27 protein-coding genes are annotated in these 23,925 nt (G+C 72.7%); 13 read left to right on the top strand and 14 right to left on the bottom strand.

From position 1 onward, the window contains the following. Positions 1-10: 10 nt before the first annotated feature. From ABFJ78_RS43325 to ABFJ78_RS43350, 6 genes are read right to left on the bottom strand one after another with little or no spacing between them, the layout of a single operon-like run. Positions 11-511, bottom strand: a complete 501-nt coding sequence (locus ABFJ78_RS43325; protein WP_436393273.1) for a phage tail protein — start codon at positions 509-511, stop codon at positions 11-13. Then, the gene (locus ABFJ78_RS43330) at positions 508-1,980 is read right to left on the bottom strand and encodes a phage tail sheath subtilisin-like domain-containing protein (protein WP_436393274.1); all 1,473 of its coding nucleotides are present in this window, start codon (positions 1,978-1,980) and stop codon (positions 508-510) included. Before ABFJ78_RS43330 ends, ABFJ78_RS43325 begins: the two co-directional genes overlap by 4 nt. Further along, complete coding sequence (locus tag ABFJ78_RS43335; protein WP_436393275.1) at positions 1,980-2,438, bottom strand: phage tail protein; 459 nt, start codon at positions 2,436-2,438, stop codon at positions 1,980-1,982. Before ABFJ78_RS43335 ends, ABFJ78_RS43330 begins: the two co-directional genes overlap by 1 nt. Positions 2,439-2,457: 19 nt before the next feature. After that, entirely contained in the window at positions 2,458-4,725 is a 2,268-nt protein-coding gene (locus ABFJ78_RS43340) for a phage tail sheath C-terminal domain-containing protein (RefSeq protein WP_436393276.1), read from the bottom strand. Between the two features lie 17 nt (positions 4,726-4,742). Then, a complete protein-coding gene (locus ABFJ78_RS43345) occupies positions 4,743-5,504 on the bottom strand; it encodes a carboxypeptidase regulatory-like domain-containing protein (protein WP_436393277.1) in 762 nt (253 codons plus the stop codon). Further along, positions 5,501-6,073, bottom strand: coding sequence for a DUF4255 domain-containing protein (locus ABFJ78_RS43350; protein WP_436393278.1), 573 nt, complete (start codon positions 6,071-6,073; stop codon positions 5,501-5,503). Before ABFJ78_RS43350 ends, ABFJ78_RS43345 begins: the two co-directional genes overlap by 4 nt. A gap of 155 nt (positions 6,074-6,228) precedes the next feature. Here ABFJ78_RS43350 and ABFJ78_RS43355 point away from each other — a divergent pair, with 155 nt between their 5' ends. The 5 genes from ABFJ78_RS43355 (at position 6,229) to ABFJ78_RS43375 (ending at position 10,650) form a co-directional block, all read left to right on the top strand. Then, the gene (locus ABFJ78_RS43355; protein ID WP_372661925.1) at positions 6,229-6,435 is read left to right on the top strand and encodes a hypothetical protein; all 207 of its coding nucleotides are present in this window, start codon (positions 6,229-6,231) and stop codon (positions 6,433-6,435) included. Between the two features lie 112 nt (positions 6,436-6,547). After that, entirely contained in the window at positions 6,548-7,273 is a 726-nt protein-coding gene (locus tag ABFJ78_RS43360) for an AfsR/SARP family transcriptional regulator (protein WP_436393279.1), read from the top strand. A gap of 200 nt (positions 7,274-7,473) precedes the next feature. After that, positions 7,474-8,451, top strand: coding sequence for a LuxR C-terminal-related transcriptional regulator (locus ABFJ78_RS43365; protein WP_436393280.1), 978 nt, complete (start codon positions 7,474-7,476; stop codon positions 8,449-8,451). 172 nt (positions 8,452-8,623) lie between these two features. Continuing rightward, positions 8,624-10,102, top strand: a complete 1,479-nt coding sequence (locus tag ABFJ78_RS43370) for a hypothetical protein (protein ID WP_436393281.1) — start codon at positions 8,624-8,626, stop codon at positions 10,100-10,102. Continuing rightward, positions 10,099-10,650, top strand: coding sequence for a hypothetical protein (locus ABFJ78_RS43375; RefSeq protein ID WP_436393282.1), 552 nt, complete (start codon positions 10,099-10,101; stop codon positions 10,648-10,650). The genes ABFJ78_RS43370 and ABFJ78_RS43375 overlap by 4 nt, the downstream gene beginning before the upstream one ends. Here the strand turns inward: ABFJ78_RS43375 and ABFJ78_RS43380 are convergent. The 3 genes from ABFJ78_RS43380 to ABFJ78_RS43390 are packed head-to-tail and all read right to left on the bottom strand — an operon-like array spanning position 10,638 to position 12,643. Continuing rightward, entirely contained in the window at positions 10,638-11,075 is a 438-nt protein-coding gene (locus ABFJ78_RS43380; RefSeq protein ID WP_436393283.1) for a VOC family protein, read from the bottom strand. The two genes, ABFJ78_RS43375 and ABFJ78_RS43380, sit on opposite strands and share 13 nt — an antisense overlap. After that, positions 11,059-11,772: an SDR family oxidoreductase gene (locus ABFJ78_RS43385; RefSeq protein WP_436393284.1), complete on the bottom strand. Its 714-nt coding sequence runs from the start codon at positions 11,770-11,772 to the stop codon at positions 11,059-11,061. Before ABFJ78_RS43385 ends, ABFJ78_RS43380 begins: the two co-directional genes overlap by 17 nt. A 1-nt stretch (position 11,773) precedes the next feature. Beyond that, complete coding sequence (locus ABFJ78_RS43390; protein WP_436393285.1) at positions 11,774-12,643, bottom strand: DUF427 domain-containing protein; 870 nt, start codon at positions 12,641-12,643, stop codon at positions 11,774-11,776. Positions 12,644-12,710: 67 nt separating this feature from the next. Here ABFJ78_RS43390 and ABFJ78_RS43395 point away from each other — a divergent pair, with 67 nt between their 5' ends. Both ABFJ78_RS43395 and ABFJ78_RS43400 read left to right on the top strand, forming a co-directional pair. After that, on the top strand, positions 12,711-13,235 hold the full coding sequence (locus tag ABFJ78_RS43395) for a CGNR zinc finger domain-containing protein (RefSeq protein ID WP_436393286.1): 525 nt from the start codon (positions 12,711-12,713) through the stop codon (positions 13,233-13,235). An 11-nt stretch (positions 13,236-13,246) separates the two neighbouring features. Continuing rightward, complete coding sequence (locus ABFJ78_RS43400) at positions 13,247-14,920, top strand: MOSC domain-containing protein (RefSeq protein ID WP_436393287.1); 1,674 nt, start codon at positions 13,247-13,249, stop codon at positions 14,918-14,920. 3 nt (positions 14,921-14,923) lie between these two features. Here the strand turns inward: ABFJ78_RS43400 and ABFJ78_RS43405 are convergent, their stop codons facing one another. After that, the gene (locus tag ABFJ78_RS43405) at positions 14,924-15,493 is read right to left on the bottom strand and encodes an N-acetyltransferase family protein (RefSeq protein ID WP_436393288.1); all 570 of its coding nucleotides are present in this window, start codon (positions 15,491-15,493) and stop codon (positions 14,924-14,926) included. Between the two features lie 55 nt (positions 15,494-15,548). Here ABFJ78_RS43405 and ABFJ78_RS43410 point away from each other — a divergent pair, with 55 nt between their 5' ends. From ABFJ78_RS43410 to ABFJ78_RS43420, 3 genes are read left to right on the top strand one after another with little or no spacing between them, the layout of a single operon-like run. Further along, positions 15,549-15,938 (top strand): helix-turn-helix transcriptional regulator, encoded by a 390-nt coding sequence (locus ABFJ78_RS43410; RefSeq protein ID WP_436393289.1) that lies wholly within the window; start codon positions 15,549-15,551, stop codon positions 15,936-15,938. A 50-nt stretch (positions 15,939-15,988) separates the two neighbouring features. Then, entirely contained in the window at positions 15,989-16,462 is a 474-nt protein-coding gene (locus ABFJ78_RS43415; protein WP_436393290.1) for a hypothetical protein, read from the top strand. A gap of 18 nt (positions 16,463-16,480) precedes the next feature. Continuing rightward, positions 16,481-17,446, top strand: coding sequence for a LysR family transcriptional regulator (locus ABFJ78_RS43420; protein WP_436393291.1), 966 nt, complete (start codon positions 16,481-16,483; stop codon positions 17,444-17,446). On the opposite strand, the gene ABFJ78_RS43425 is transcribed toward ABFJ78_RS43420, so the two are convergent. Beyond that, entirely contained in the window at positions 17,436-18,284 is an 849-nt protein-coding gene (locus ABFJ78_RS43425) for a carbohydrate-binding protein (RefSeq protein WP_436393292.1), read from the bottom strand. The genes ABFJ78_RS43420 and ABFJ78_RS43425 overlap by 11 nt on opposite strands. 613 nt (positions 18,285-18,897) lie before the next feature. On the opposite strand from ABFJ78_RS43425, the gene ABFJ78_RS43430 reads away from it, so the two are divergent. The 3 genes from ABFJ78_RS43430 (at position 18,898) to ABFJ78_RS43440 (ending at position 21,283) form a co-directional block, all read left to right on the top strand. Then, positions 18,898-19,335 (top strand): helix-turn-helix domain-containing protein, encoded by a 438-nt coding sequence (locus tag ABFJ78_RS43430; protein ID WP_372661889.1) that lies wholly within the window; start codon positions 18,898-18,900, stop codon positions 19,333-19,335. Next, the gene (locus ABFJ78_RS43435) at positions 19,332-19,832 is read left to right on the top strand and encodes a hypothetical protein (protein WP_436393293.1); all 501 of its coding nucleotides are present in this window, start codon (positions 19,332-19,334) and stop codon (positions 19,830-19,832) included. Before ABFJ78_RS43430 ends, ABFJ78_RS43435 begins: the two co-directional genes overlap by 4 nt. Before the next feature lie 344 nt (positions 19,833-20,176). Beyond that, positions 20,177-21,283, top strand: a complete 1,107-nt coding sequence (locus tag ABFJ78_RS43440; RefSeq protein ID WP_436393294.1) for an MAB_1171c family putative transporter — start codon at positions 20,177-20,179, stop codon at positions 21,281-21,283. Here ABFJ78_RS43440 and ABFJ78_RS43445 read toward each other — a convergent pair. The 3 genes from ABFJ78_RS43445 to ABFJ78_RS43455 are packed head-to-tail and all read right to left on the bottom strand — an operon-like array spanning position 21,189 to position 23,900. Next, on the bottom strand, positions 21,189-22,145 hold the full coding sequence (locus tag ABFJ78_RS43445; RefSeq protein WP_436393295.1) for a catechol 2,3-dioxygenase: 957 nt from the start codon (positions 22,143-22,145) through the stop codon (positions 21,189-21,191). The two genes, ABFJ78_RS43440 and ABFJ78_RS43445, sit on opposite strands and share 95 nt — an antisense overlap. 10 nt (positions 22,146-22,155) lie before the next feature. Next, on the bottom strand, positions 22,156-23,199 hold the full coding sequence (locus ABFJ78_RS43450; protein ID WP_436393296.1) for a 4-oxalomesaconate tautomerase: 1,044 nt from the start codon (positions 23,197-23,199) through the stop codon (positions 22,156-22,158). After that, positions 23,196-23,900, bottom strand: a complete 705-nt coding sequence (locus ABFJ78_RS43455; RefSeq protein ID WP_436393297.1) for a 4-carboxy-4-hydroxy-2-oxoadipate aldolase/oxaloacetate decarboxylase — start codon at positions 23,898-23,900, stop codon at positions 23,196-23,198. Before ABFJ78_RS43455 ends, ABFJ78_RS43450 begins: the two co-directional genes overlap by 4 nt. Positions 23,901-23,925: the final 25 nt, after the last annotated feature.

Genomic DNA, 23,925 nt, shown 5'->3' on the forward strand with positions numbered 1-23,925 from the left:
GCGCTGTCCCCTAGAGGACGGCCGTCAGGCCCTCGTGGGCGATTTCCAGTTGCTCGATCGCGACCGCGTTCTGCTCGGCGTGCAGGTCCGGGCCGGTCCATTTGGCGGCCAGGCCGCCGTGGAAGATCCACGACTTCGCCGGCAGCCCCGCCTCGTCGAGCATGATCACCGCGCCGTCGCGGCGGGCGCCCAGCGAGTCGTGCAGGCCGGTCTCGTACCAGGACCAGAGGAGCCGGTCGCGGACCACGCCGCGCTTGAGGGTGATCGGGTTCCACGAGTGGCGCAGCGGCAGCCGGCGCACCGAGTCGTTGCGGCCGCCCTCGGCGTAGGTCACCACCTCCAGCTGCGCCCCCATCCCGGTGACCTCCTGGAAGGCGCCCGCCGCCACGACCTGCAGCAGCAGGGCCTGCGCCGGCGGCAGGTAGACGTCCGCGGGGGCGAGCGTCACGAGGAAGCGGAACTTGCCCAGCGGCTCGTTCAGCGCGAGCAGCTGGTCGACCGGGGTGGTCACCGCTCGATCACCTCCAGCCCGCGGTCCTGGCCGAGCACCAGCCGCAGCGCGATGAACTCCATCGGCACGGCCGGTGCGACGTCGATCTCGCAGACGACCTGGCCGGGGTCCTGCTCCGGCGGGTTGTTGGTTTCGTCGCACACCACGCGGAACGCGTCCTCCGGCCGGGTCCCGGCGAGCGCCCCGGTGCGGAACGCCTCCAGCAGCACCGAGGTGATCGCGCGGACCAGCGACAGCCGCAGCTCCGGCGAGTTCACCTCGAACACCAGCGGCGCGACGGCCCGCCGGATGGCCCGTACGAGCAGGTGCAGCAGCCGCCGGTGGGCGACGTACACCCGGCGCGGGTCGGCCGACAGCGTCCGCCCGCCCCACACGACCAGCCCGCGGCCGCGCACGCACCGCACCAGGTCGACGCCTCCTTCGAACAGCCGGACCTGCTGCGCTTCCGGGTACTCGACGTCGAGGTCGACCGCGTCCAGCAGTGTGGCGTTCGCCGGGGTCTCGGCGGCGCCCCGCTCGGCGTCGAGCCGCGCGACCAGCCCGGCGACGTGCCCGGAGGCCGGGACGGTCCGCAGCCCGGTGCCGTCGAGCGACGGCGCCCGCAGCGGCGGGTGGTACACCGCCGCCGCGGCGAGCAGCGCCTCGTCGCCGAAGTCCGCCAGCGCGCCGGTCCAGTCCACGACCTCGTCCACGGTGGACCTGCCCGGTGGGACATCCAGCAGCACCAGCCGGTCCAGCAGCGGCGCCACGGTCCCCAGCAGGTCGAGCACCAGGCCCGTGTGGTCGTCGCCGGCGAGGTCGGTGCCGAGGTCCGGCAGGGCCACCAGCGCCGGCTCCGGCATTTCGGCCTGCGTGAGCACGGCCGCCGCGTAGTCGGCGCGGCCCGGCGGGCTGTCCGTGCCCCCGGTGAGCGTCAGGTCCCACGACAGCGAGATCGGCGCGTCCGGCGGGATCGGGTCCGCCCCGCCGGCCGGGACCACCCGGATCAGCCGGGACGCGGCGACCCGGTCGACGACCTCCCCGGGGGCCATGCCGGCGAAGCTCTCCGCCGGTTCACCGGGCACGAGCACCCGCACGGTGACCGTCGGCGGCCCCGCGACGCTGCTGGCCCGGTACCGCACGGTGACCCGGCCGCCGTTCGCCCACGCCCCGGGACTGGCGGCCACCACGCGGAAGCCGTCCGTCCACAGTGCACTGGCCGGCTCGGCGGGCCCGGACACCCGCAGCACCCACGCCGCGGCGCCCTCGTTTTCGAAGAACCCGCGCAGCGCGTACGGCGTCGCCGACGTGCCGTCCGGGGGCCCGAACCCGCCGACGACGTCGTTCCAGCTTTCGACGCGCACGGGCCGGCCGACCGGGCCGCGCCGGGTGCGGCCGAGGAACACGGCCACGTCCGTGCGCAGCGGCTCGTCGACGGTGGCCGCGCGGTCGAAGGTCAGGGAGACGCCGGGAAGCGCCGAGCCGGCCATCACGCGTCGATGCCGAAGCTCTCGACGGCCAGCACGAGCGTCTCCATGGCGATCTCGTTCTTGGTCGCGTTGAACGACGGTCCGGTGTACTTCGTCGGCCAGGCCCGGTCGAAGTTCCAGCGCATGACCTCCTGGCGGTTCTCGTCGAGCATGACGACCGAGCCGGACGTGCGCCGCACCCGGCCGTCGAGGGCCTCCTTCACCCAGTTCCAGAAGCCGATGTGGCCGGTGACCCCGCGCTTGAACGTCAGTGCGCTCGGGAACTTCTTGAGCCCCACGAGCTTGCGGACCGTGATGTCCTCGCTGCCGGTGCGGTACTCGATCACCGGCATTTCGATGTCGAACCCGCTGGCTTCGGTGAACGACCCGCTCACCGCGACGCCGTCGTCGCTGACGTTGGTCACGATGACCAGGAAGTTATACGCGGCGTACGGGTCGTCCCGCGTCACAGGTGGCATGTCCCTTGCCTTTCAGTGGTCAGACGAGCTGGGGCTCGCGGGTCTTCTGCTGGATCCGGAAGATCACGAACTCCGCCGGGAACACGGGCGCCACCCCGATCACGCAGATGAGCCTGCCGTTGGCGATGTCGTCGTCGGTCATCGTGGAGCGGTCGCACTGGACGAAGAACGCCTCGTCCGCGGTGGTGCCGGCGAGCGCCCCGCCGCGCCAGACGGTGGTGAGGAAGTTCGCGACCGTCTGCCGCACCAGCGCCCACAGCGATTCGTCGTTCGGCTCGAACACGACCCACTGCGTGCCCTCGTCGATCGACTCCTCGAGGAACAGGAAGAGCCGGCGCACGTTGACGTACTTCCACGAAGTGTCGGAAGCCAGCGTGCGCGCGCCCCAGACCCGCTGACCGAGGCCGGGGAAGAACCGCAGCGCGTTGATCCCCCGCGGGTTCAGCACGTCCTGGTGCCGCTTGGTGACGTCCTGGGCGATGCCGTCGGCCGGCCGGATGCCGCGGATGACGGCGTTGGCCGGTGCCTTGTGCACGCCCCGCTCGACGTCGGTGCGGGCGTAGATCCCGATGATGTGGCCGGACGGCGGCGCTTCGACGAACTGGCCGGTCGAGGGATCGGTGACGACCAGCCACGGGTAGTACAGCGCCGCGTACTTGGTGTCGAACAGCTCCCGGAAGGCCTGGATGCCCTCGATGTCGAGGCCGTCCTGCGGGTCCAGGACGGCGAAGCGATCCTTGAGCTGCTCGCAGTGGGTGACCAGGGCCGACTCGACCGTGCCGGCCCACACGCCGGGCACCGCGCAGATCGCGATCTCGTCGATGTCCTCCAGCGCCACGATGCCGGTGCGCTTGCCGCTCCCGCCGTCGGTGCCGACGAAGTCCCCGACGTCGAGGCCTTCGAACGCGTCGTCACCGTCGTCGGCGAGGCTGATCCAGGAACCGCTGCCGGGTGTGGGGAACTCGGCGGGGTCGGTGCTGATGCCGTCGAGGGCGGTGGCCCGCACCAGCCGCGACCGGCCGGCCAGGGTGCCCACCACCGTGCCGGGCGCGTCGCCGGTCAGGCGCAGGTTGCGGAACGTCTCGGTCACCGCACCGCCGCCCGGGTCGGTGAACCGGGTGTCCACAGTGGACTCGATCAGCCGGAGCCGGGCGGTCTCGAACACCTGCTCCGGGGTGTCGGCGTCGAACGTGACGACGTCGTCCGGTCCCACCGACACGACGTTCAGGGTGCTCAGCCGGTCGCCGGTGTCGAGCTGAGTGACCGCGCCCTCGTACAGCCGCCCGGAACCGCTGACCCGCAGCTGCGGGCCGGCGCCGGCGTTGGCCAGGCGCACCCGGCGCACGGTGAGACCGGTCTTCCACGGCGCGTGCGCGGTGCCGTCCGGGAAGGTCAGCGTGACCTTCCCGTCGGCCGGCTGCGCGACGGTGACCGGGAACCGCCGGTTGTTGATCAGGATCCAGACGTCGTCGGGCAGCGGGCCGGGGTCGAGGCCGGGCACGGCGTTCACCTCGATCGACGCGGCGTCCCGGTCGGCGTCGGCGGCGAGCGCGGTGATGAACAGCGGGCCCTCGTTCGGGTCGGGCAGCGCCGGGAGCGACGCGCTCACCGACGGCTGGATCCGCACCTGGACCGCCTTGCCCCACGAGCCGGGGCTCGACGCGGCGAACCGCAGGCTCGGCGTGCCGACCCGGTCGCCCTTCTGCACGTAGTCCCCGCGGGTGGCCTTCACCTCGGCGTTCAGCGCGGTGCCGAGCGTGACCCGGCCGGTGGTGGCGTTGTACGCGGTGATCGTCGTGCGGCCGATTTCGACGTTGTCGCTGCCCCGGAAGACGGTGATCTCGTCGGTCCCGGTGAAGCCGACCACGTGCCCGAGCTGCAGCGAGTTCGCGCCGGCCGCGGCGTCCTGGGTGATCGCGCTGACCAAGCCCGTGCCGAGGGTGCCGGACGCGGCGGCCGCGGTCTGGCTGGCGACGCGCTTGACGTAGAGGCGCTGGCCGCCGTTGTCGAAGAACCCCTTGACCGCCAAGGGGAACAGCCACCAGCGGCCGCCTTCGGTCGGGTTGTTCGCCCAGGCGTCCCGGATCGCCGGGTCGGGTTCGGGCAGGAACCCGCCGAAGGTCGTCTGGAACTCCAGGAAATTGGTCACCAGCTTGGGTTTGCCGTCGGTCGGGCCGCGCTGGGTGACCCCGACCATGCCCGCCGTGCTGGTGCTCACCCCCGCGATCGGCCGCGGCCCCGCGTCGACCTCCTCGACGTAGACGCCGGGGCTCAGGTACTCGGGCATGGTTTCAGCTCCTTCTTCTACTGCTCGTGTGAATGGTCGGACCCCGCAAGCGGGTCCTCCGCGATTTCGATGACGTGCCGCACGTCCCGTTCGGTGGGCAACCGGACGTCGAGTGCGCCGGTCCGCCCCGGCCGCTCGGTCGCGGTGAGGTGGAAGAGCTGTACGGGCGGTGGCCCGGTGACCGGCTCGCCCGCCCAGCGCAGCGCGAGCCGGAACGCCCCCGCCGCGTCGGTCAGCGTCCGCTCCAGCCAGGCGATCCCGTCGCGGATCGTGACGCCCCGGGCCTCGACCAGCGCGTTCCGCACCGGCGCCCGCGTGGCCGCGTCGACGACGACGCCGTAGATCGTGCGGACGCCCGGTCCGTACGGGAACGCGACGCTCGGCAGCAGCCGGACGACGCGCGGTTCGCTGTCCACGGCCGGCGGCGTGGTGTCGTCGTACGGGGTGGCGACGAACTCGACCCCGGCCACCGCCGCGTCGAAGTCGTCGCCGTCGGCCGGGTACAGCGGCGCGAGCCCGATGGCGCTGAACCGGACGCGGAACCGCTCGGCTGGCGCGCCCGCGCCCCGGCGCCGGCCCAGCTCCGGGTAGGCGATCGCGGCGCTCGGCGTGCGGATCGCCTGGGTGTCCTGCGGCACCCAGACGTTCCCGTCCGGGTCGAAGCGGTCCAGCTCGGTGCCGACACCGGCGGCCCGCGCGCGCTGGGCGAACTCGTCGAACGGCACGAACCACGCCGGGCTGTGCAGGACGGAGGTCTCCACGGGGAAGAAGCGGGTCATGGCAGCGGCGCCCCGGTGATCGTCCGGCTGCGCACGAGCTTCAGCTCGGAAACGTCGAGGGAGTCGAGGTTGACGACCCGGACCTCGTAGTTCAGCGACAGCCGGTAGGGCTTCTGGATCGCGTACCAGATCCACGACTTCTGGTCGAGCGTCAGCGGGGTCAGCGTGAACTGCAGCGCCTCGGTGGTGCCGGCCATGCTGCCGGTCAGCTCCTCGCCGGCCCAGATCGCGTCGTCGTAGAACACCTGCAGCGCCCGGCCGATCATCTGGTGCTGGGTCTCCTGGCTGCCGCCCCACGGCGTGATCAGGTACCGCAGCAGCAGCGCCATCGGCGGCTTGCGGCTCGTGGGCGCGTTCGGCGGCAGCGACCGGACCGGCGGCCGGTTGCGCGAAGTCGGGTCTTCGGCGACCTCGTACAGGAACACCGTGAGCGTCGCGTTGCTCGGCCGGTCCTCGAGGTCGCTCAGCCGCGCGGTCGGCGGTTCGACCGGATCCAGGGAGCGCAGCGCCTCGGTGAGCCGGTTCACGATGATCGTCGATACGTCGGCGACGACGCCGAAATCGCCCATGCCAGTCCTCCCCTGCCTGCCGCGGCGCAGCATCGCAGGGGTGGCGTGGCGGGGCCGCGATCCGCGCGTCGCCCCGGCGTCACCACGGCGTTCCCGGATCCCGCGTTGACGCGGTGGCGACGCGGCGGTGACAGGTCGGCGCGCATCCTGCGTCGGTGGAGGCTCCCGAGGAACGGTCCGGCAGCATGGTCCTTCGTGCCTGGCTGGAAGGCGGCCAGGCCGGCGAGCTGCGCGTGCGCATCCTCTCCACCGTCGGCACGGCCGAGCCGAAACCGCTCGCGGTCACGTCGGCCGAAGCCGTGCTCGCGGCCGTGCAGAACTGGCTGGACGAGCTCGGATCAGGCCCGATGACGTTTTCGTGACGCCCCGTTGACGCCACTCGATCGATAATTCGCGTAACGTTTCCCACACGGGTCGCGAATTGCTGTGCGGTGGGGTCGATCCGATCGGTGGCGGGCGTAGGTTGGGGAGCCGATGCGCACTGACGTGACAGAGATCGTGACATTGCGGCTGTTGAAGGGATTCACGCTGCTCGTCGAGGACGACCCGGTGACGCTGTCGTTCAGCGCGCAGCGGCTGCTCGCGTTCCTCGCCCTGCAGGACCGCCCGCGCACCCGCACGTTCGTGGCGAGAACGCTGTGGCCGGAGGCGACCACGAGCCGCGCCAACGCGAACCTGCGTTCGTCGCTGTGGCGGGCCTCGCGCAGCGGGTACCAGGTCATCGACGCGTCGGTGCACGAAATGGCGCTGGCGGGCAACATCAGCGTCGACATCCACGACGCCGTCGCCCGCGCGCACCGGCTGCTCGACAAGTCCTGCCTGTGCGACGACATCCTCAACCGCCAGACCCGCGACGACCTCTCGGCCGACCTGCTGCCCGAGTGGTCGGACAACGAGTGGGTGCTCATCGAGCAGGAGCAGTACCACCAGCTGCGGCTGTACGCGCTGGAGGCCATGGCGAAACGGCTCACCACGGCGGGCCGCCACGGCGAGGCGGTGGCGGCCGGCCTGGCCGCGGTGCGTGCGGAACCGTTGCGGGAGAGCGCCCACCGGGTACTGATCGACGCCCACCTCGCGGCCGGCAACCGCGCGGCGGCCCAGCACCAGTACGAGCAGTGCCGGGGAACGTTGCGCGAGGAACTGGGCCTGGAACCGTCCGAGTCCCTCCGCCACCTCCTGCCGCACCCGACCGCGCACTGACCGTGATTTCCGGGAACTACGGCCAAATCGCAGAGAATGGATTCGAAACTGACGGGATTCGCATTGAATGGGTCTCCACAGCACTCCTCCATCGTTCGCCGGAACCCGTCCACGGTCGCAGCGCGACGCCCGCGGTTCTATCGCTCGCGGAGTGAGGTAATCGGCGCGGAACCTCATCGTGCGGGCGTACCGGGAGGATGATGGACCCGGGCGCGCCGGCCCGGCTGCGGGTCGACGCCGAGACGACGCTGATCCTGCGGGAGGCGTTCCACAAGATCGACGCCAACTACCGCGGCGACCACTACGGCCTCTACGACTACGCCCGGGCCGTGATGAGCAAGATCGTGCCCCTGGACCACTTCTACATCGGCTTCTTCCACGGCGCGAACCGCGTCCGCTACCCGTACGGCTACGACGGCGGCATGTTCACCGACCCGGCGTCGCACATCTACGGGCCGCACGGCCAGGCCGCCTGGCTGCTGAAGCACCGCCAGACCTACCGGATGCAGTACGACAACGGCGCGGCGCTCAACGCCGGCGTCGCGTCCGGCGACACCAGCCGGATGTCCGCCGACGCCGTCACGACACCGCTGTTCCGCCGCGGCCGCGCGGGCGAGCCGGTGGTGTTCGGGATGATGTCCATGCAGAGCTACCGGCCGGACACCTTCGACGACAACTCGGTCCGCGCGTTCGAGTGGCTGGCCGACCTGGTCGCCCGCGTGCTGACGACCGAAGCCGAGAACCTCGACGCGCTCCGCCGGCTGCCCGCCGACGTCGACGGCGCGCCACCGCTGGTCACCGCCGACCACATCGTCGAATTCCTGTCGTCGCGGGTGGCCGACATCCGGCAGCGGGCCCAGGACGCGCTGGAAACGCCGGCCGCGATGCGCGAGGCCCTGCAGCGCATCGTCACCGACTGCCAGCAGCTGCAGTCGGACCTCGTCGAGCTGACGCTCGACATCGACAACGGGCCCGAGGAACGGTTCCGCTCGCTCACCGCCGCCGGGCAGGGGGTCGCGGTCCTGCTCGGCAGCGACCTGCCGAACGAGCGGATCGCCCGCGAGCTGGGCGTCAGCCCGCACACCGTGAAGACGCACGTCCGCAACATCCTGGCCAAGTACCGGATGAGCGGCCGCGCGGCCGTGGCCGAGGACGTCCGCAAGCACCTGGCCCGCTGATCGGGCACGGCCGTTCCCGATCTGGCTGACCGAGTACGCGCTGATCGACTTCTCCGGATCCGCCCCGCGCTACCCGTCGTCCGCGCAGGGTCGCCTACCGCGCCGCGTGACGCGCCCGCCGCCCGGCGGATCTCCCGTAGGCTGACCGGCGTACCGGAGGGCTGGGGGACGGATGGACGAGGCGCAGGCGATTTCGACGGTGGTGTCGTGGATCCGGTCCACCGGCATGGACTACCCGACCGAGGGTCTCGAAGCGGAGCGCTTCGAAGTGGGCTGGTGCGTGTACGAACCGGTCGAGGTCGACGACAGCGATCCCTTCGCGTTCCTCGAAATGCCGGTCGGGCGGACGCTCTTCCTGGTCGGCGACTCCGGGCGGGTCAAGCTCGTGTCGTCGTCGACCCCGCCGCGGGTCGCCCAGGACGAGTTCGTCTTCGAGGAGCTCGCCGCCCGGCCGGCCGCGCCCGGGTCCGAAGCGGCCGCGTTCATGACCCAGTTCGAACTGGCGTTCCGCGACGCCGCCGCCGGCGGGCCGCCGGTCTTCCGCGAGTTCCACCACGTGCCACCGGACGACGACGGCGAAGCCACCGCCGCCGAGGCCGCACGGCTCATCGACCCGATCGTGCGGGAGCTGGCGCGGCTGGGGCCTCCCGGGTGGGAGCAGTTCACCGCGGAGTTCTCCGTGACGGTGTCCGCCGAAGTGGCTCAGCTGCGGTTCTGGGCCGGCGGGGGTTCGGGGCTAGTGCCGGTGCCGCGGACGATCGCGGAGCTGGTCCGCCGCCAGCGGCAGGTGGCCGCGCGGATGCCGGCCGGGCCGTGGTGGCGGCTGCTGCTGGCCGTCGCCGACACCGGCGAGACGAGCGTCGAGTACGACTACGGCGACGAACCTTTCCCGGACGACCAGCTCCTGGCCCCCGGCCACTACCGCAACGACCTCGACGCCCACCCCCGCCCGCGCGTGCCCGTCTGGCTGGCCGGCTACGCCGCCGGACCCGGCGCCCAGGGCCGCAGCCCGCGCCGGGCCGCGCTCGCGTCGGGTGACCCCGGGTTCGCCGTGGCCGCGTCCGGCATTCCGGCCCTCGACGACCTCTGGACGCGCTGGGCGGTGCTCTCGGCCGTGCACGCCGGCACCGGGTCCGAGCGGGGACCGCGGATCCACCCCGGTTACGCCTGGTACGAAGACGACCACCGCAGCGGGTCGACGCTGTACGTGCTCCCCGGCGGCCGGGCGGTGCTGTCGGGCGGGCGGTGGAACTCCCCGCTGCTCGACGCCGCCTACAACGGCGGCCGCCCGCTGCCCGACCTCTACACCGGGGCGCCCGCCTGGGTCACCGATGCCGTCCTCAACACCCGTACCCGCAACGGCCTGCTGAGCTTCTGCTTCTGGTGGACCGGGCAGCGGTGGTTCCGGGGCCCCACCGACACCACCGGCGAGCTGGCCGCGCCGCTGCCGCCGGTCCGGACCGCCGAAGAGACCGTCCGCGCGATGGCGGCCGAGGCCGGGACCGCGGCCGCCTGCGGGCACCTGCTCGAAGCGGCGGCCCGCCACGAGGCCACCATCGAGGACGTCATCGCGGTGCTCGAAGAGCGGCCGGGCGCCGACGTGTTCGCCGCCGCCGACCAGCTCAGCCTCGCCGGGCTGCTCGAACCGTGATCGTCACGTTCGCCGAGGACCACATCTGCTTCCAGCAGTACCCGTTCGCCGGCGCGAGCGTCCACCCCACCGGGGTCGTCACGCCCGACCGGATCCGCGACGCCGAACCGCGGGCCACGCCCCCGGAAATCCGGACCACGCGCGGCGAGACGCTCTTCGTGCCGCACGACCGGCGCGCCGGGCTCGAAGAGTTCTGCCGGCGTCACGGCATCGCCGTCGTGCGGCGCCGGGACGTCTGGGCGGACCTGCTCGAGCCGTTCCTCGACACCGAGGTCGGCGCCGAAGCCGAGCGCGCCACCGACGAGCGGCTGCAGCGCGCCGGGATCCCGCGGTCCGAGGTGACGCGCATCCGCGAACGGCTGACGCCGCTGATGACGGCGTACAACTTCGACAGCATGCTGTGGGAGTGGGCCTATCTGGGGCTGTTCCACCTGCTGAGCGCGGTGAACGGTCCGCTCGTCCCACCCCGGATCCGCGCCGGCGCCGGCGATCCGGCCAAGCTCCACGCCTGGGCGATGGCCATCGCCGAACGCGGTCAGGAGGCGTGACCGCGTTCCTGGACGGTCCACGTGTTGCCGTCCGGATCGGCGAAGCCGAAGAAACTCGCGTAGTCACGGTGGTCCGGGTCGACGCCGGGCGTGAAATCCCCTTGCCAGTCCACGGACTTCTTGTGCCGTAGCCCGCTCACCGGCACGCCGCGGGCAGCCAGTTCCTCGTGGGCCGCCTCGATGTCGGTCACCACCAGGTAGTGGTCCCGCGCCGAGCCCGGGGCCGCGTCGGTGAGGCCGACCCCGAGCTGGACCGACGCCGCCGACCCGGGCGGGGTCAGCTGGACGACCCGGAAACCCTCGTGCGGCGCGTAGTCGACGTCGAGGCCGAAGCCCACCTGTCCGGTGTAGAACCGCACCGCCCGGTCGACGTCGGCGACCGGCAGCGTGAGGACTTCCAAGCTGAACTCAGACAAGGGACTCACCTCCGTCGACCCCGAGCGACGCCCCGGTCAGGAACGTGCTGCCGAGCGCGAAGACGACGGCTTCGGCGATCTCTTCGGGCCGTCCGACGCGCCGCGCGGGGCTGGTGGCGGCGCGAGCGGCGAACAGCTCGGCCTTCTTCCGGTCCCCGAGGGCGTCGTAGGCCCCGGTGTCGATCGTCCCCGGCGACACCGCGTTCACCCGGATCGGCGCCAGCTCGACCGCGAGCCCGCGGGTCAACGCGTCGACCGCCGCGTTCGTGGCGCCGACGGCCAGCATGCCGGCGGCCGGCTTGCGCGCCGACGAGCCCGAGAAGAACACGAACGAGCCGTCTTCGGGCAGCCGGGGCGCGAAGTGCTTGGCCAGCAGCAGCGGGCCGAGCACCTTGACGTCGAACGAGCGGAGCACGACGTCGTGGGCGAGGTCGCCCACCGCGCCGCGGGCCCGGGCCGACGCCGTCGAGACGACGTGGTCGACCCGGCCGAGCCGCTCGGCGAGCGCGGCGACGGAGGTTTCGTCGGTCAGGTCGACGGTGGCCGCCGTGACGCCCGGGTCGTCGTAGGTCGCGGCGAGTGCGGTTTCGTCGCGCCCGGCGACCACGACGGTGGCCCCGGCTTCACGGACGGCGAGCGTCACCGCGCGGGCGATGCCGCTGCCGCGGCCGACGACGAGCACGGTGCGGTCCTTCAACGCAGTCATGTCAGTTGCCCTTCCTGGTCAGCAGCTCGTCGGGGTCCAGGCCGCGGTCGATGCCGTGCGGGGTGACGGTCTGGCCCGGTTCGAGGGCGAGCTTGCGGCCGTCGATCGTCACGTCGACGACGTCCGGTTCGAAGGACACGAACCCGGAAACCCGCTCGACCTCGGGCCACGCCTCCGGGTACGACCAGGCCGCGCGCTTGCCGGCGCCGATGTCGAAGTAGCCGGCCAGGCCCTTGTAGGGGCAGAACGTCTCGCCGTCGACCGGCGTCAACGCCGTCATGTCGATGTCCTCGCGCGGCACGTACCAGCGCGGCGCGAAGCCGGACTCGTAGAGCACGACCGGGCGCCGGGTCTCGGCGACGACGCGGTCGCCGTCGCGCACGACGAGCCGGCGCGAGGTCTGCCGGATGTCGATGCGGTGGTACGGGTCGGCCGCGTGTCCGACGATCCGCTCGTCCTCCTCGTAGAAGGCGTCCATCGCCCGCCAGGCGAAGGCGACGCGGTCGCGCAGGACGTCCGCGTGCCCGGGGAGGCCGGTGTACCGCCACGCCGCGCGTGGCGCCTGCCGCTCGCCCGCCCGGACGGTGAACCACTCGGTGGGGCCGAGCTCGCGGTGCGTCGTCGTCCGGTTCTCCGCGGCGAGCACGTCGGCGCGGACGTCGGCGAGCGGGAAGTACGCGACCGGGTAGCGGCCGGGCTCGTGCAGCAGGACGACGTCCTCGCTGTCGGCCACCCACTCGCCGCCGAACCGCACGCGCATCCGCCGCCGCAGCGGCTCGGCGAACAGCAGCCGCTCGGGCAGCGGCTGTTCGACCAGGAATTGCCCCACCGACCGCGTGGCCAGTGGTCCTTGCTGCCAGGCCAGTCCCATCTGCCTAACCTTTCTACTCGACTTTGATGGTTAGACATGCAAGCACCGGTACTGTAACCTGTCAAGGGTGAGTTTGGAGGTTAGGCAGAAGATGACCGACGAGATGCTGCTCCTGGACCTGCTCAACACGACCCCGGTGCGCGACGGCGTGCCCGGCGACGACCTGGCCGAACCGGAGGCGGCCCGGGAGTGGCTCGCCGCCCACGGGCAGCCGGCCACCGGCGACGAGCACCGCGCGCTGCTCGAAGCGCGGGCCGTGCTGCAGGGGATCGTGCGGGGCCGGGAGGCGCCGGCGGCCGCGGCCCGGTTCGTCGACGACGTCAGCTACCGGGCGGCCTTCGGCGACGAGGGCGTCGAGTGGGTCCTCGACGTCCCGGCCGGGCGGTCCGCCGCCGCGCGGGCCGTCCTCGCCTGGGACGCGCTCGCCAAGTCGAGCCCCGGCCGGCTGCGCCCGTGCGCCAACCCGGAGTGCCGGCTGTTCCTGATCGACCACAGCAAGCCCAACAGCGCCCGCTGGTGTTCGATGGCCGTGTGCGGCAACCGCATGAAGGCCCGGCGCCACTACCAGCGCTCCCGCACTGCCGCGGACTGAAGGAGACGACCATGGCCCGCTTGGTCTCACTGAACGTCGGGATGCCCCGGGACGTGCCCTGGCAGGACCGGACCGTCCACACGGGAATCTTCAAGTACCCGGTCGAGGGCCGCCGGCTGGTCCGCCGGCTCAACGTCGACGGCGACGGCCAGGGCGACCTGGGCGGCCACGGCGGCGAGAACCGCGCGGTGCTCGTCTACCAGCGCGAGTCGTACGAGCACTGGCGGCGATTCCTCGGCCGCGACGACCTCGAGGACGGCCAGTTCGGCGAGAACTTCACCGTCGACGGCCTGCCCGACGACGAGGTGCACATCGGCGACCGGTACCGGATCGGCGAGGCCGAGTTCGAGGTCACCCAGCCGCGGGTCACCTGCTTCCGCGTCGGCATGCGCCTGGGCGAGCCGCGGATGCCGTCGCTGCTCGTCGCGCACCACCGGCCCGGCTTCTACCTGCGCGTGATCACCGAAGGCCACGTCCAGGCCGGCGACGAAATCGTCCGCACCCGGACCGGCCGGCACGAGCTGAGCGTCGCGGACGTCGACGCGCTGCTCTACCTGCCGGGCCGCGACGACGACACGCTCCGCAAGGCCGTCGACATCCCCGCGCTCAGCCCCGGCTGGCAGGCGTCGTTCCGCGACCTCCTCGCGGCGCAGGCAGCGCCGCCGGCCGGGTGGCGCGGGTTCCGGCCGTTGCGCGTGGCCCGGGTGGTGCCGGAGAGCACGACGGTCGCGTCGATCCACCTGGCCGCCGACGACGGCGCGCCGCTCCCCCGGCCCGAGCCGGGCCAGTACCTCACGCTGCGCGTCCCCGGCGCCGGCGACCCCGCGCCGGTCCGCAGCTACTCGCTGTCGGCGGCGCCGTCGGACCGCGAGTACCGCATCAGCGTGAAGCGGGACGGCGTGGTCAGCAGCTACCTCCACGAGAAGCTGGCGCCCGGCGCGGTGGTGGACGTCGCGGCCCCGCGCGGCGACTTCGTCCTGACCGAGGACGATCGGCCGGTGGTGCTGCTGTCCGCGGGCATCGGCGTGACGCCGGTCTTGGCGATGCTGCACGCGCTCGCGGCTCGCCGGAGCCCTCGGGAGGTCCGCTGGGTGCACACCACCCGCACGGCGGCCGAGCACGCGTTCGCGGCCGAGGCCCACCGGCTGGTGGCGAGCCTGCCCCACGGCCGCGAGCACGTCTTCCACACGGCGGAGAGCGGGCGCCTGACACTCGACACGCTGTCCACTTTGGACCTACCGGCCGACGGGACCGCGTACCTCTGCGGCCCGGACGCGTTCATGACGGCGATGCGGGAAGCCCTGGTGTCACTGGGCTTCGACGCGGCTCGCGTCCACAGTGAACTGTTCGGCGGGGTGTCGGCGATCAACCCGGGCCTGACCGGCGTCGTCCGGAAGACCCCGCACGCGCCGGCGGGTGCGCCGGGGACCGGACCGGCGGTGACGTTCGCGCGCAGCGGGATCACCGTGCCGTGGAGCGAGCGGTACCCGAGCCTGCTGGAGTTCGCGGAGGCGTGCGACGTGCCGACGCGCTGGTCGTGCCGCACCGGCGTGTGCCACACGTGCGTGACACCGGTGCTGTCGGGCGGCGTCGAGTACGACCCCGAGCCCCTCGAGTCCCCGGCGGCGGGCGAGGCGCTGGTCTGCTGCTCGCGACCGCGCGAGGACGTCGTCCTGGACCTGTAGAAGTCAGCGGAGGTCGAGCCGCATGAGCCAGCGGACGCGGCGGTCGGCGCGGGCGTCCGTCGCCCGGACGCGCTCGAAACCCGCCTCCTCGAACAGCGTCGTCGTGCCGACGTGGGCCGCGCTCGACGAGATCCGCTCGCCCCCGGTGTCGACCGGGTAGCCCTCCACCGCCGGCGCGCCGCACTCACGCGCGTAGTCCACCGCGCCCGCCAGCAGAGCCGCGGACACCCCGCGCCGCCGATAGGGCGCGCGGACCACGAAGCACACCACGCTCCACACCGGCAGGTCGTCGAGCGGCGGCATCGTCCGCGACCGTTTCAGCCGTTCCATGGTCGAGCGCGGCGAGATGCCGCACCACCCGGCCGGCGTCTCGTCGTCGTAGGCGAGCACGCCCGGCGCCGGCTCGTCCGCGCACAGCCCGCGGACCCGCTCGGCCCGCTGCTCGCCGCGCAACGCGCTGTACTCGGCCGAGGTGATCCGGTAGGCGAGGCACCAGCAGGCGCGGTCGTTCCCACTCGGGTTGAGGATCGCGGCGACGTCTTCGAAGCGCGTGGCAGGACGGATCGAGAGCATGACCTCACCGTAGGATCGGATTCCCGACACGGCTACGTCGGTTAAGGGGGCACGTGTGGACCGGCTCGTCGGCTCCGGCCGCTACCCGGGGATGACCCAGCTGCACCAGGCCGTGCCGCTGGTGGAGCGCCAGCACGCGCTGATCGAGGAGATGCGCGCCCGGGCGCCCCGGTTCGTCACCGGCCGGGTGCTGGCCGAGCGCACCGGAACGACCGTGCGGACGATCGAACGCGACGTCACCCGCCTGCGCGCGGCGGGCATCCCGGTCGAGGTCAAGCGCGGCGCCGGCGGCGGCTACCGGCTCACCATGCCGGCCCGGCTCCCGCCGATGAGCTTCACCCCGGGCGAGGTCGCCGCCCTCGTCGCGTCCCTCGTCGCCCTCGGCCCCTACACCTCCGCGACCGCCTGCAGCGCGCTGGACAAGCTGGTCACCGCGTTCCGCTGACGATTTGTCGACTCCCGTCACAGCCGGGGCCGCCCGCGCGTCAAAGCGGCATGAGAACCCTGTCGATCGCCGCCACCGCCGCGTTCGCGGGTGGCGCGCTGCTCAGCCAGACCGTCGTCGTGCCGTCCTGGCGGGCCGCGCCGCCGGAGGTGTTCCTGGCCCGCTTCTCGACCGAAGGGCCGGTCACCGGCCTGACGGTGTTCCCGTTCGAGCTGGCTTCCCTGATCCTGCTGGGCATCACGACGTACACCGCCGCGAAGCACCACCGCCCGGTCCGGCTGTGGGCGGCGGCGACCTTGTGCCTCACTGGGACTTTCGCGCTGCTGTTCTACTTCGTGCCCGCCAACTCCGCGCTGCTCGACCCCGCCTTCCCTCCCGGTGCCGTGGCGTCCGCGCTGACGACGTGGAACGCGGTCAACTGGGTACGGACCGGGCTCGCGGTGGCCGGCGCGGCTCTGGCCGTCACCGCCCGACTCAGGTCGGATGTCCCCGGTGATCACCGGGCCTACAGTGGATCCAGCTGAGCGGCACCGGGAGGCGTCGTGGACCTGGAACTGCGCCACCTGCGCGCCCTCGTGACCGTCGCCGACACGCGCAGCCTGACCCGCGCCGCCCGCCTTCTGCACGTCTCGCAGCCCGCGCTGTCCGGGCTCCTGCGCCGCGTCGAACGGTCCGTCGGCGGGCCGCTGTTCGTCCGCTCCCCCACCGGCTGCGTGCCCACCCGGCTAGGCGCGGACGTCGTCGCCGACGCCCGGACCGTGCTCGCCGGCGTGTCCGCGCTGACCGAGCGGCTCGGCGAACGGCGCGCGCCGGCCGGGCCGCTGCGCGTCGGCGGCTACTGCGGCTTCCTGCACCTCGCGGTGTCGCGCTGGCTGCGCGACCGGCCGTGGAGCCACGGCGTGAGCGTCCACGAGGACCAGGACGAGACGGCCACCCTGCACCGGCTCGCCACCGGCGCCCTCGACCTGGCGCTCGTCTACCTGCCGCCGCTGCCCGATCCCGTGGTGCCGGAGGGCGTCGAGAGTCTCGTCGTGCACCCACGAGAGCCGGTGTTCGTGATCCTCGCGCCCGACCACCCGCTGGCCGGCACGCGGGAAGTCCCGTTCGCCGGCCTCGGCGAGCACCCGTGGGCGGACGACGCGCCGGGCACGACCCGGTGGTCGGCGTACCTCCAGCGCGTCTGCCGCCGCCACGGCGTCGCGCTCGACCAGCCGCACCGGCCGCAGTGCCTGGCGACCCTGCTGGACCTCGTCCGCGCCGGCATGGCGGTCGCGCCGGCGCTGGCGACGCGCGAAGACCGGCCCGCGAGCATCGCCGTGCGCGCGATCGAAGGCGCGCCGCTGTGGCAGGAGCTGCGGCTCTGCTATCGGCCGGGCACTCCCGTCGCGGCGCACGCCGAGGAGATCCACGCCGCCGCCGTCGCGAGCTATGCCGGCCGGCGGGGCTGCAGCGCCGCGTTCGACACGTGGTGGCACGAACGCGGCCGCGAGCTGCTGCTCACACGGTGACCCGCCAGGTGCTGTTCGGCGCCGGGACTTCGAAGCGCAGCGTCGAGCAGTCGTAGTCGGCCGGCCGCGGGTTCGCGGTCGGGCGCAGCGGCGAGTTCGTCGGCGACGCGTTCACCCACCGCCCGGCGACGCGCAGCTGCAGCGAACTGGACTCGAACACCGCGCCGCGGGCGTCCGAGCAGTAGTACGCGTTGCCTGTCGCGGGGTTGCGCGTCGAGTAGAGCTCGAAGATGTCCCAGCCTTCGTCCAGCGAGCTCTGGTCGCTGCCGCTCTGGGTGAACAGCGTGTCCCATGCGCCGGTCTTGACGTTCCGGAGCGAAGCCGTCCACGTGTTGGCCGTCGCATTGGTCCGGACCTCCTGCACGGTGTAGGCGGGGTGCCCGTCCACGGTGCTGGTGTAGGTCGCGAGGAAAGCGCTGTCGATGGGCACGACCTTGGCGGGCGACACCGAGCGGCACCAGTCCCACGCCCAGACCTGCGCGGCGTCGCCGAGGCCGTAGGCGGTGACGACCTCGACGCACGAGTGCCCGGTGGGCTTCATCGTGGGCGCGTAGACGACGTCGTCGCGGTTCGAGATGCGCAGGGACGGCGTGACGCTCTGGGTGACGACCAGCCCGTCCGCGCTGGTGGCGAGCTGGGGTTCGGGACCCCAGAAGGTGTGCCGCTGCGCGACGGCTTTCCCTTGGCGCAGCTGGAGGAACCGGTCGGCCATCGGCCCGGCGGCGGCCTTCGCGGCGGCGCCGGTGAGGCCGGGCACGGTCCCCGCGGCGGCCGCCGGCCCGGCCACCACGGTGGTGGCGACGACGGCACAGCACAGGACGGCAAGCCGTTTCCGCATCGGCGCGTCTCCTCGTCCTCGGCGGACGAGGGCCGCCCGCGGGACTCGGAGGCTAAGCCGAGCTTTTCCTTGCGTGGCACCGACTTTCGTCGGGTCGACGGAATCGCGGCAGGCCGGCGCGGGTATGCGATCCGCGCGGCGGCGGTGTTATGCCGCCATCCGGCTCAGGCGACCCGGCGGTGCCGATGCCGGCACGGGGCTATTGACTGGTCCCGGCGCACGTGCCCGGTCCGGAGCCTTTGATCGCTACGATGCGAGTCAGCGCGACCGGCACCGGCGGGCCGGATCCACCGAGCACCGTCGTATAGACCGTTATACGCTGCAAGCGCACGAGGGGTGCCGTGCCGCAGGCCGGGGTCGAGACGGCGGCGGCGAGCGCCACGGGTTCGTCGGAAGTTCAGGTTCGCTGCCCCGCAGGGCAGCCGGCGCCTCCGATGCAGTGGGCGTAGAGCAGCACGGCGGCGCCCACCGCGGCCAGCCGTCCGGTCGTCGTCGTCATCCTCGCGCGCTTCCTCGGAATGCGAACCGCCCCCTCGCCCATTCACATCAGTTGGTGAACTCGGCCGCGATCGTAAACTGACGTGGCCGACGCGGTCAACGGTAGACTCGCGCCATGCCGGAGGAGATCGCCGCGGGAACCCTCTCCGCGAAGCTGAACCACCTGTTCAGCGTCGTGCGTCCCGCCGACGGCGACGAGTACACCTTCGACGAGGTCGCCGAGTCCATCCGCGCGCAGGGCGGACCGACGATTTCGGCCACCTACCTGTGGCAGCTGCGCAAGGGCCTGCGCGACAACCCGACCAAGCGGCACCTCGAAGCGCTCGCCGGGTTCTTCGGCGTGCCGCCCGCGTACTTCTTCGACGACGCGGAAGCCGAGCGCATCGACGCGGAGCTGACGTTGCTCAGCGCGCTGCGGGAGGCACCGGTCCGGCAGATCGCCCTTCGCGCGCGTGGGCTGTCGGCGAAGAGCCTCGAAGCGATCAGCGACATGGTCGACCGGGTCCGCGAGCTCGAGGGTCTCCCCGAACCGGCGAGCGACGCCGAGCGATGACCTCGCGGCGCCGGCTCCGGCACCGGTTCACCGCGGTGCTGCGCGACCTGAACCTGCCGGCCAGGTTCGACGTGCGGACGCTGTGCGCGGCACTGGGCGAGCGCCGCGGCCGCCCGATCCGGCTGCTGCCGTTGCCCGGGCTGTCGGAGGTGTGCGGCCTGTGGATCTCGACGGCGACGACGGACCTGATCGCGTACGAGAAGCACACGAGCGCACCGCACCAGGACCACATCGTGCTGCACGAGATCGGCCACATGCTGTGCGACCACTACCCGGCGACGCTCACCCCGGCCGAGCAGGCGCACGTGCTGCTCCCCAACCTGGACCCGGCGATGGTCCGCCGGGTCCTGGGGCGCGCGGGGTATTCGAGCGAGGAGGAGCGGGAGGCGGAGCTGTTCGCGTCGATGCTGGGCCAGCACACGGGTTTCGCCCACCACGGCGATTCGGCGGCGGACCGCCTGCGCTCGGCCCTGGAGGACGGCGGCGACCGTGGGTGAAGTGAGTAGCGGCACGAGTTCGGCCGCACCGATCGGCTGCGCCGGCCCGGGAGCCGCACGCGGCCCCGTTCCCCGCACCAGCCTGCCAACCAGCCGCAAGCTCGCACCCGGCGGCAGCCCGGCCGCCACGGCCGAGCCAACCCGCCCCGCCGACCCGGCCACGTGCACGCCCATCCCCCACACCAGCGGGCCGAGCCGGCGCGAGCCCGCACGCGTCCCCCATCTCACCAACCTGCCAACCACCCGCAAGCTCGCACCCGGCGGCAGCCCGGCCGCCACGCCCGAGCCGATCCGCCCCGCCGACCCCGCTACCGCAGCCACCCCTCCGGCGAAGCGCGGCGCCCATGGGTGAGCTCGTCCGCCGCTACGGCCCGGCCGTCCTGGCCTGGGCCCTCCTGCTCTGGCTGCGCCCCAGCCCCACCCCCGGCCGCCGGCTCGTGCGGTTCTGCGTGCTCGGCCTCGCCGTGTCCCAAACCGCGCTCACCCCCGCCGTCCGCACCCTCACCCGCGAGCTCGGCGCCCCCAACGTCGAACTGCTCGTCGCCCACCTCGCCATGGTCGGCGCGGTCTGGGCCGGCGCCCAGCTCCTCCTCACCGTGCACGGACTCCGCGAAAGCGCCCGGCGCCACAGCGCCTGGGCCGCCACCGGCGGTGCCGTGATGATCACGTTCTTCGCGCTGGCCCCGAACATGATGCCGCAGTCGCCGTTCGTCATGGAGTACTGCGTCGCCTACGCCCTCGCGCTCCTGCCCGAACTCGCGGTCATCGCCAAGCTGTGCCTGCAGGACGCCCGCCGCACCGCCGACCGGATCGTGCGCGCCGGCCTCGGCCTGGTCGTCGCCGGGGTCGTCGCCGCGGCCGCCTACATGGTGATCCGGACCGTCATCGCCGTCACCGCCCGCGCTCCCTTCACCTTCGAGTACGGCCGGGGTTTCCTGCTGAGCAAGGCCCTTCCCACCGCGGCCCACGTGCTCGTGCTCGTCGGCGTCGGCGCGCCCGCGGCGGCCGGCTGGCTGCGCCGCCACCGCCAGTACCGCCGGCTCGGCCCGCTCTGGCTGGCCCTCTACCGCGCCGAGCCGGAGATCGCGCTCGAACCGCCGCGCACCACGCTGTTCCCGACGCGGCTGCACCTCTACCGCCGCGTCATCGAGATCCGCGACGGCCTGCTCGCCATCCGCCCCTACCGCACCGGCTCCGGCACCGGCGAACACCAGGAGGCCGCCGAAATCGCCGCCGCCCTGCACGCCCGCGAACACGGCGAACCGCCGCGCGCGACCGACCCGTCCGTCCAAGGTGGACAGGACCTCGGCAGCGACACCGAGTACCTGTGCCGCGTCGCCGACGCCTACCGCGAGCTCACGCGACCGGCGGGGTCCCGTGCGTGTGGAACGACTCGATCGTCTTCAGCCCCCACGCCTGCCCCTTCGCGCGCTCGGCCTCGGTCCAGGTGACCGGCTCCCAGTCCGGCGCGAAGATCAGCCGCCCGGTCGGGTTGCACAGTTCGATCCGGTTGCCGCCGGGCTCGTAGAGGTAGAGGAAGAACGTCTGCTGGATCGCGTGCTTGTGCGGCCCGGTCTCGATGTGGACGTCGTTGTCGAGCGCGATGTCCGCCGCGCGCAGGATGTCCTCGCGCGTGTCGGTGGCGAACGCGATGTGGTGCAGCCGGCCGTTCGACTTCGTCCAGTCGTTCGTGTAGACGAGGTCGTACGACTTCTGCGCGAAGTGCGTCCACTGCCCCGAAATCACGCCGCTGTCGAGCTGGATCTGTTCGGTGACGCGGCCACCCAGCGCGTCGCAGATGAACCGGCCGTTGACCTCGGCCTCGCGCGCCAGGTAGTTGACGTGGTCGAGGCGCCGGACGCCCACCCCGCGCCCCGGGTACGCCTGCGCCTGGTTCTTCAGCGCGGGCCGCAGGTGCTCCGGCGGCTGGTAGCGCTCGGTCTCCCAATAGATTTCGAGCTCGTGGCCGTCCGGGTCGCGGAACAGGTAGGTCGCGCCGATCCCGGTGTCGCCGTCGACCCAGCCGACGCCGAGCCCGCGCTCTTCGAGGGCGACGACGCGCCGCTTGAGGGCCTCTTCGCTGGACGCGCGCAACGCCGTCCGGCCGACCCCGGCCGTCTTCGCCGCGGTCAGCTTCAGGCTGTGGTGCTCGTAGTCGTCCCAGGTGCGCAGGTAGACGGAGTCGCCGTCGGTGCCGTTCTCGGTCAGGCCGAGCACGCGGACGAAGAAGTCGAGGCTCTTCTCCGGCTCCGGGGTCAGCAGCTCGACGTGGCCGAGGTGGGCGATTTCGTGACGCGGCGAGGGGTCGGGCATGGACGTCTCCTCAGGGGCGCGGGAAAACGGTGCCGTCGAACAGCTTCCGCGCGGTGCGGATCACCGTCGACCGCCGGACGCGGGAGCCTTCGAACTCGATCGCCACGGCGAGCTTGCCGCTCGGGTGCTCGATCTGGACGGGTCCGCCGTCGGTCTCGAGCAGCTCGTGGCCGACGGCGCCGTCGAGCAGCAGCGCCGTGACGACGCTGACGCCGCCGAGCACGCCGATCGACGGGTGCGGCTTGACCGGGATGAAGGTCCGGGTGCAGATCGCGCCGCCGTCGCGGGGCGCGGCGACCAAGGTGGTCTTGGGGACCGAGCTGCCGCGGACGTCGCCGAGGCCCATCAGCTTCCCGGCTTCGACGCGCAGGGCGTCGATCCGCCCGGCGAGCTCGGTGCCGGCGAGCTCCCCGACCGGTTCGTACCCGGTGATCCCGAGGTCTTCGGCGCGCGCTACGACGACCGGCATCCCATTGTCCACACAGGACACGGCGATGCCGCCGACGTCGTCATGGACGTTGCCGGTGGGCAGCAGGCTGCCGCAGACGGAGCCTTCGGTCTCGGTGAAGTCCAGCTCGACCGCGGCGGCGGTGCCGGGGACGCCGGAGATGGCCGTGTCGCCGGCGTAATCGACTTCGCCGCCGGGGGTGGCGAACGTCGAGACGGCGACGGTGCCGGTGTTGACCAGCCGCACGCGCACGGTGGTGCGGTCGGGGCCGGCGGGCACGAGCCCGCGTTCGACGGCGAACTGCCCGACACCGGCCAGGAGATTGCCGCAGGTCTGCCGGTCGGAGACGGTCGGCTCTTCGACGCCCAGCTGCAGGAACAGGTAGTCGACGTCGTGGTCGCGTCCGTCCGCTTTGGACACGATGGCGACCTTGCTGGTGACCGGCTGGGCCCCGCCGAGGCCGTCGATCTGGCGCGGGTCGGGGGTGCCCATGATCCGCATGAGGAGGTCGTCGCGGTTCTGCGGGTCGGCGGGGAGGTCTTCGGCGAGGAAGTAGGCGCCTTTGGAGGTGCCGCCCCGCATGAGCATGCACCGCACGCCGGTCATGCCTGCTCCTTTTCGTACTCCTCGGCGGTCACGTACCGGACACCGAGGGCTTCGAGCTTCTCGCGCAGCCCGTAGCGGTCCAGGCCGAGCTGCCCCTGGGCGAACGCTTCCCGTGCGGCGGCTTCCTTTTCGAGCCGGGCCTGCGAAGCCTCGAGTCCGATTTGGACGTCCTCGCGGCGCACGCGCATGACGCCGTCGTCGTCGGCGAGGATGGCGTCGCCCGGGCGAATGAGCTGGCCGCCGATGACGACGGGCACGTTGACGGCGCCGGCGGTCGCCTTGACGGTCCCCTGCGCGCTGACGGCGGCCGACCAGACGGGGAACCCGAGGGCGCGCAGGTCGGTGACGTCGCGGACCCCGGTGTTGATGACGAGGCCTTTCACGCCCCGGTACCGAAGCGCGGTGGCGAAGAGCTCGCCGAAGAGCCCATCGCGGCAGGGGGAGGTGGTGGTGACGACGAGGACATCGCCTTCGCGGCACTGCTCGACGGCGGCGTGGATCATGAGGTTGTCCCCGGGCCAGCAGAGCGCGGTGACGGCGGTGCCGCCGATCCGCACGCCGTCCTGGATGGGGCGGAGATCGGGGCCGAGCAGCCCGGAGCGCCCGAGAGCCTCGTGAACGGTGGCAACGCCGTAGTCGGCCAGCTGCGCGACCTGCTCGAGGTCGGCGCGCGGCGGATCGGTGACGATGACGGGCTTCATACGGGGTACGGTACGGTTCGGTAGA

This window comes from Amycolatopsis sp. MEPSY49 (genome assembly GCF_051337345.1).
Lineage (GTDB): Bacteria > Actinomycetota > Actinomycetes > Mycobacteriales > Pseudonocardiaceae > Amycolatopsis.

Bases quoted from the DNA above. Each gene is read 5' to 3' on its own strand.
- ABFJ78_RS43330 (WP_436393274.1), bottom strand. From the start codon at position 1,980: ATGGCCGGCTCGGCGCTTCCCGGCGTCTCCCTGACCTTCGACCGCGCG.
- ABFJ78_RS43335 (WP_436393275.1), bottom strand. From the start codon at position 2,438: ATGCCACCTGTGACGCGGGACGACCCGTACGCCGCGTATAACTTCCTG.
- ABFJ78_RS43340 (WP_436393276.1), bottom strand. From the start codon at position 4,725: ATGCCCGAGTACCTGAGCCCCGGCGTCTACGTCGAGGAGGTCGACGCG.
- ABFJ78_RS43345 (WP_436393277.1), bottom strand. From the start codon at position 5,504: ATGACCCGCTTCTTCCCCGTGGAGACCTCCGTCCTGCACAGCCCGGCG.
- ABFJ78_RS43350 (WP_436393278.1), bottom strand. From the start codon at position 6,073: ATGGGCGATTTCGGCGTCGTCGCCGACGTATCGACGATCATCGTGAAC.
- ABFJ78_RS43360 (WP_436393279.1), top strand. From the start codon at position 6,548: ATGCGCACTGACGTGACAGAGATCGTGACATTGCGGCTGTTGAAGGGA.
- ABFJ78_RS43365 (WP_436393280.1), top strand. From the start codon at position 7,474: ATGGACCCGGGCGCGCCGGCCCGGCTGCGGGTCGACGCCGAGACGACG.
- ABFJ78_RS43370 (WP_436393281.1), top strand. From the start codon at position 8,624: ATGGACGAGGCGCAGGCGATTTCGACGGTGGTGTCGTGGATCCGGTCC.
- ABFJ78_RS43385 (WP_436393284.1), bottom strand. From the start codon at position 11,772: ATGACTGCGTTGAAGGACCGCACCGTGCTCGTCGTCGGCCGCGGCAGC.
- ABFJ78_RS43390 (WP_436393285.1), bottom strand. From the start codon at position 12,643: ATGGGACTGGCCTGGCAGCAAGGACCACTGGCCACGCGGTCGGTGGGG.
- ABFJ78_RS43400 (WP_436393287.1), top strand. From the start codon at position 13,247: ATGGCCCGCTTGGTCTCACTGAACGTCGGGATGCCCCGGGACGTGCCC.
- ABFJ78_RS43405 (WP_436393288.1), bottom strand. From the start codon at position 15,493: ATGCTCTCGATCCGTCCTGCCACGCGCTTCGAAGACGTCGCCGCGATC.
- ABFJ78_RS43415 (WP_436393290.1), top strand. From the start codon at position 15,989: ATGAGAACCCTGTCGATCGCCGCCACCGCCGCGTTCGCGGGTGGCGCG.
- ABFJ78_RS43425 (WP_436393292.1), bottom strand. From the start codon at position 18,284: ATGCGGAAACGGCTTGCCGTCCTGTGCTGTGCCGTCGTCGCCACCACC.
- ABFJ78_RS43430 (WP_372661889.1), top strand. From the start codon at position 18,898: ATGCCGGAGGAGATCGCCGCGGGAACCCTCTCCGCGAAGCTGAACCAC.
- ABFJ78_RS43435 (WP_436393293.1), top strand. From the start codon at position 19,332: ATGACCTCGCGGCGCCGGCTCCGGCACCGGTTCACCGCGGTGCTGCGC.
- ABFJ78_RS43440 (WP_436393294.1), top strand. From the start codon at position 20,177: ATGGGTGAGCTCGTCCGCCGCTACGGCCCGGCCGTCCTGGCCTGGGCC.
- ABFJ78_RS43445 (WP_436393295.1), bottom strand. From the start codon at position 22,145: ATGCCCGACCCCTCGCCGCGTCACGAAATCGCCCACCTCGGCCACGTC.
- ABFJ78_RS43450 (WP_436393296.1), bottom strand. From the start codon at position 23,199: ATGACCGGCGTGCGGTGCATGCTCATGCGGGGCGGCACCTCCAAAGGC.
- ABFJ78_RS43455 (WP_436393297.1), bottom strand. From the start codon at position 23,900: ATGAAGCCCGTCATCGTCACCGATCCGCCGCGCGCCGACCTCGAGCAG.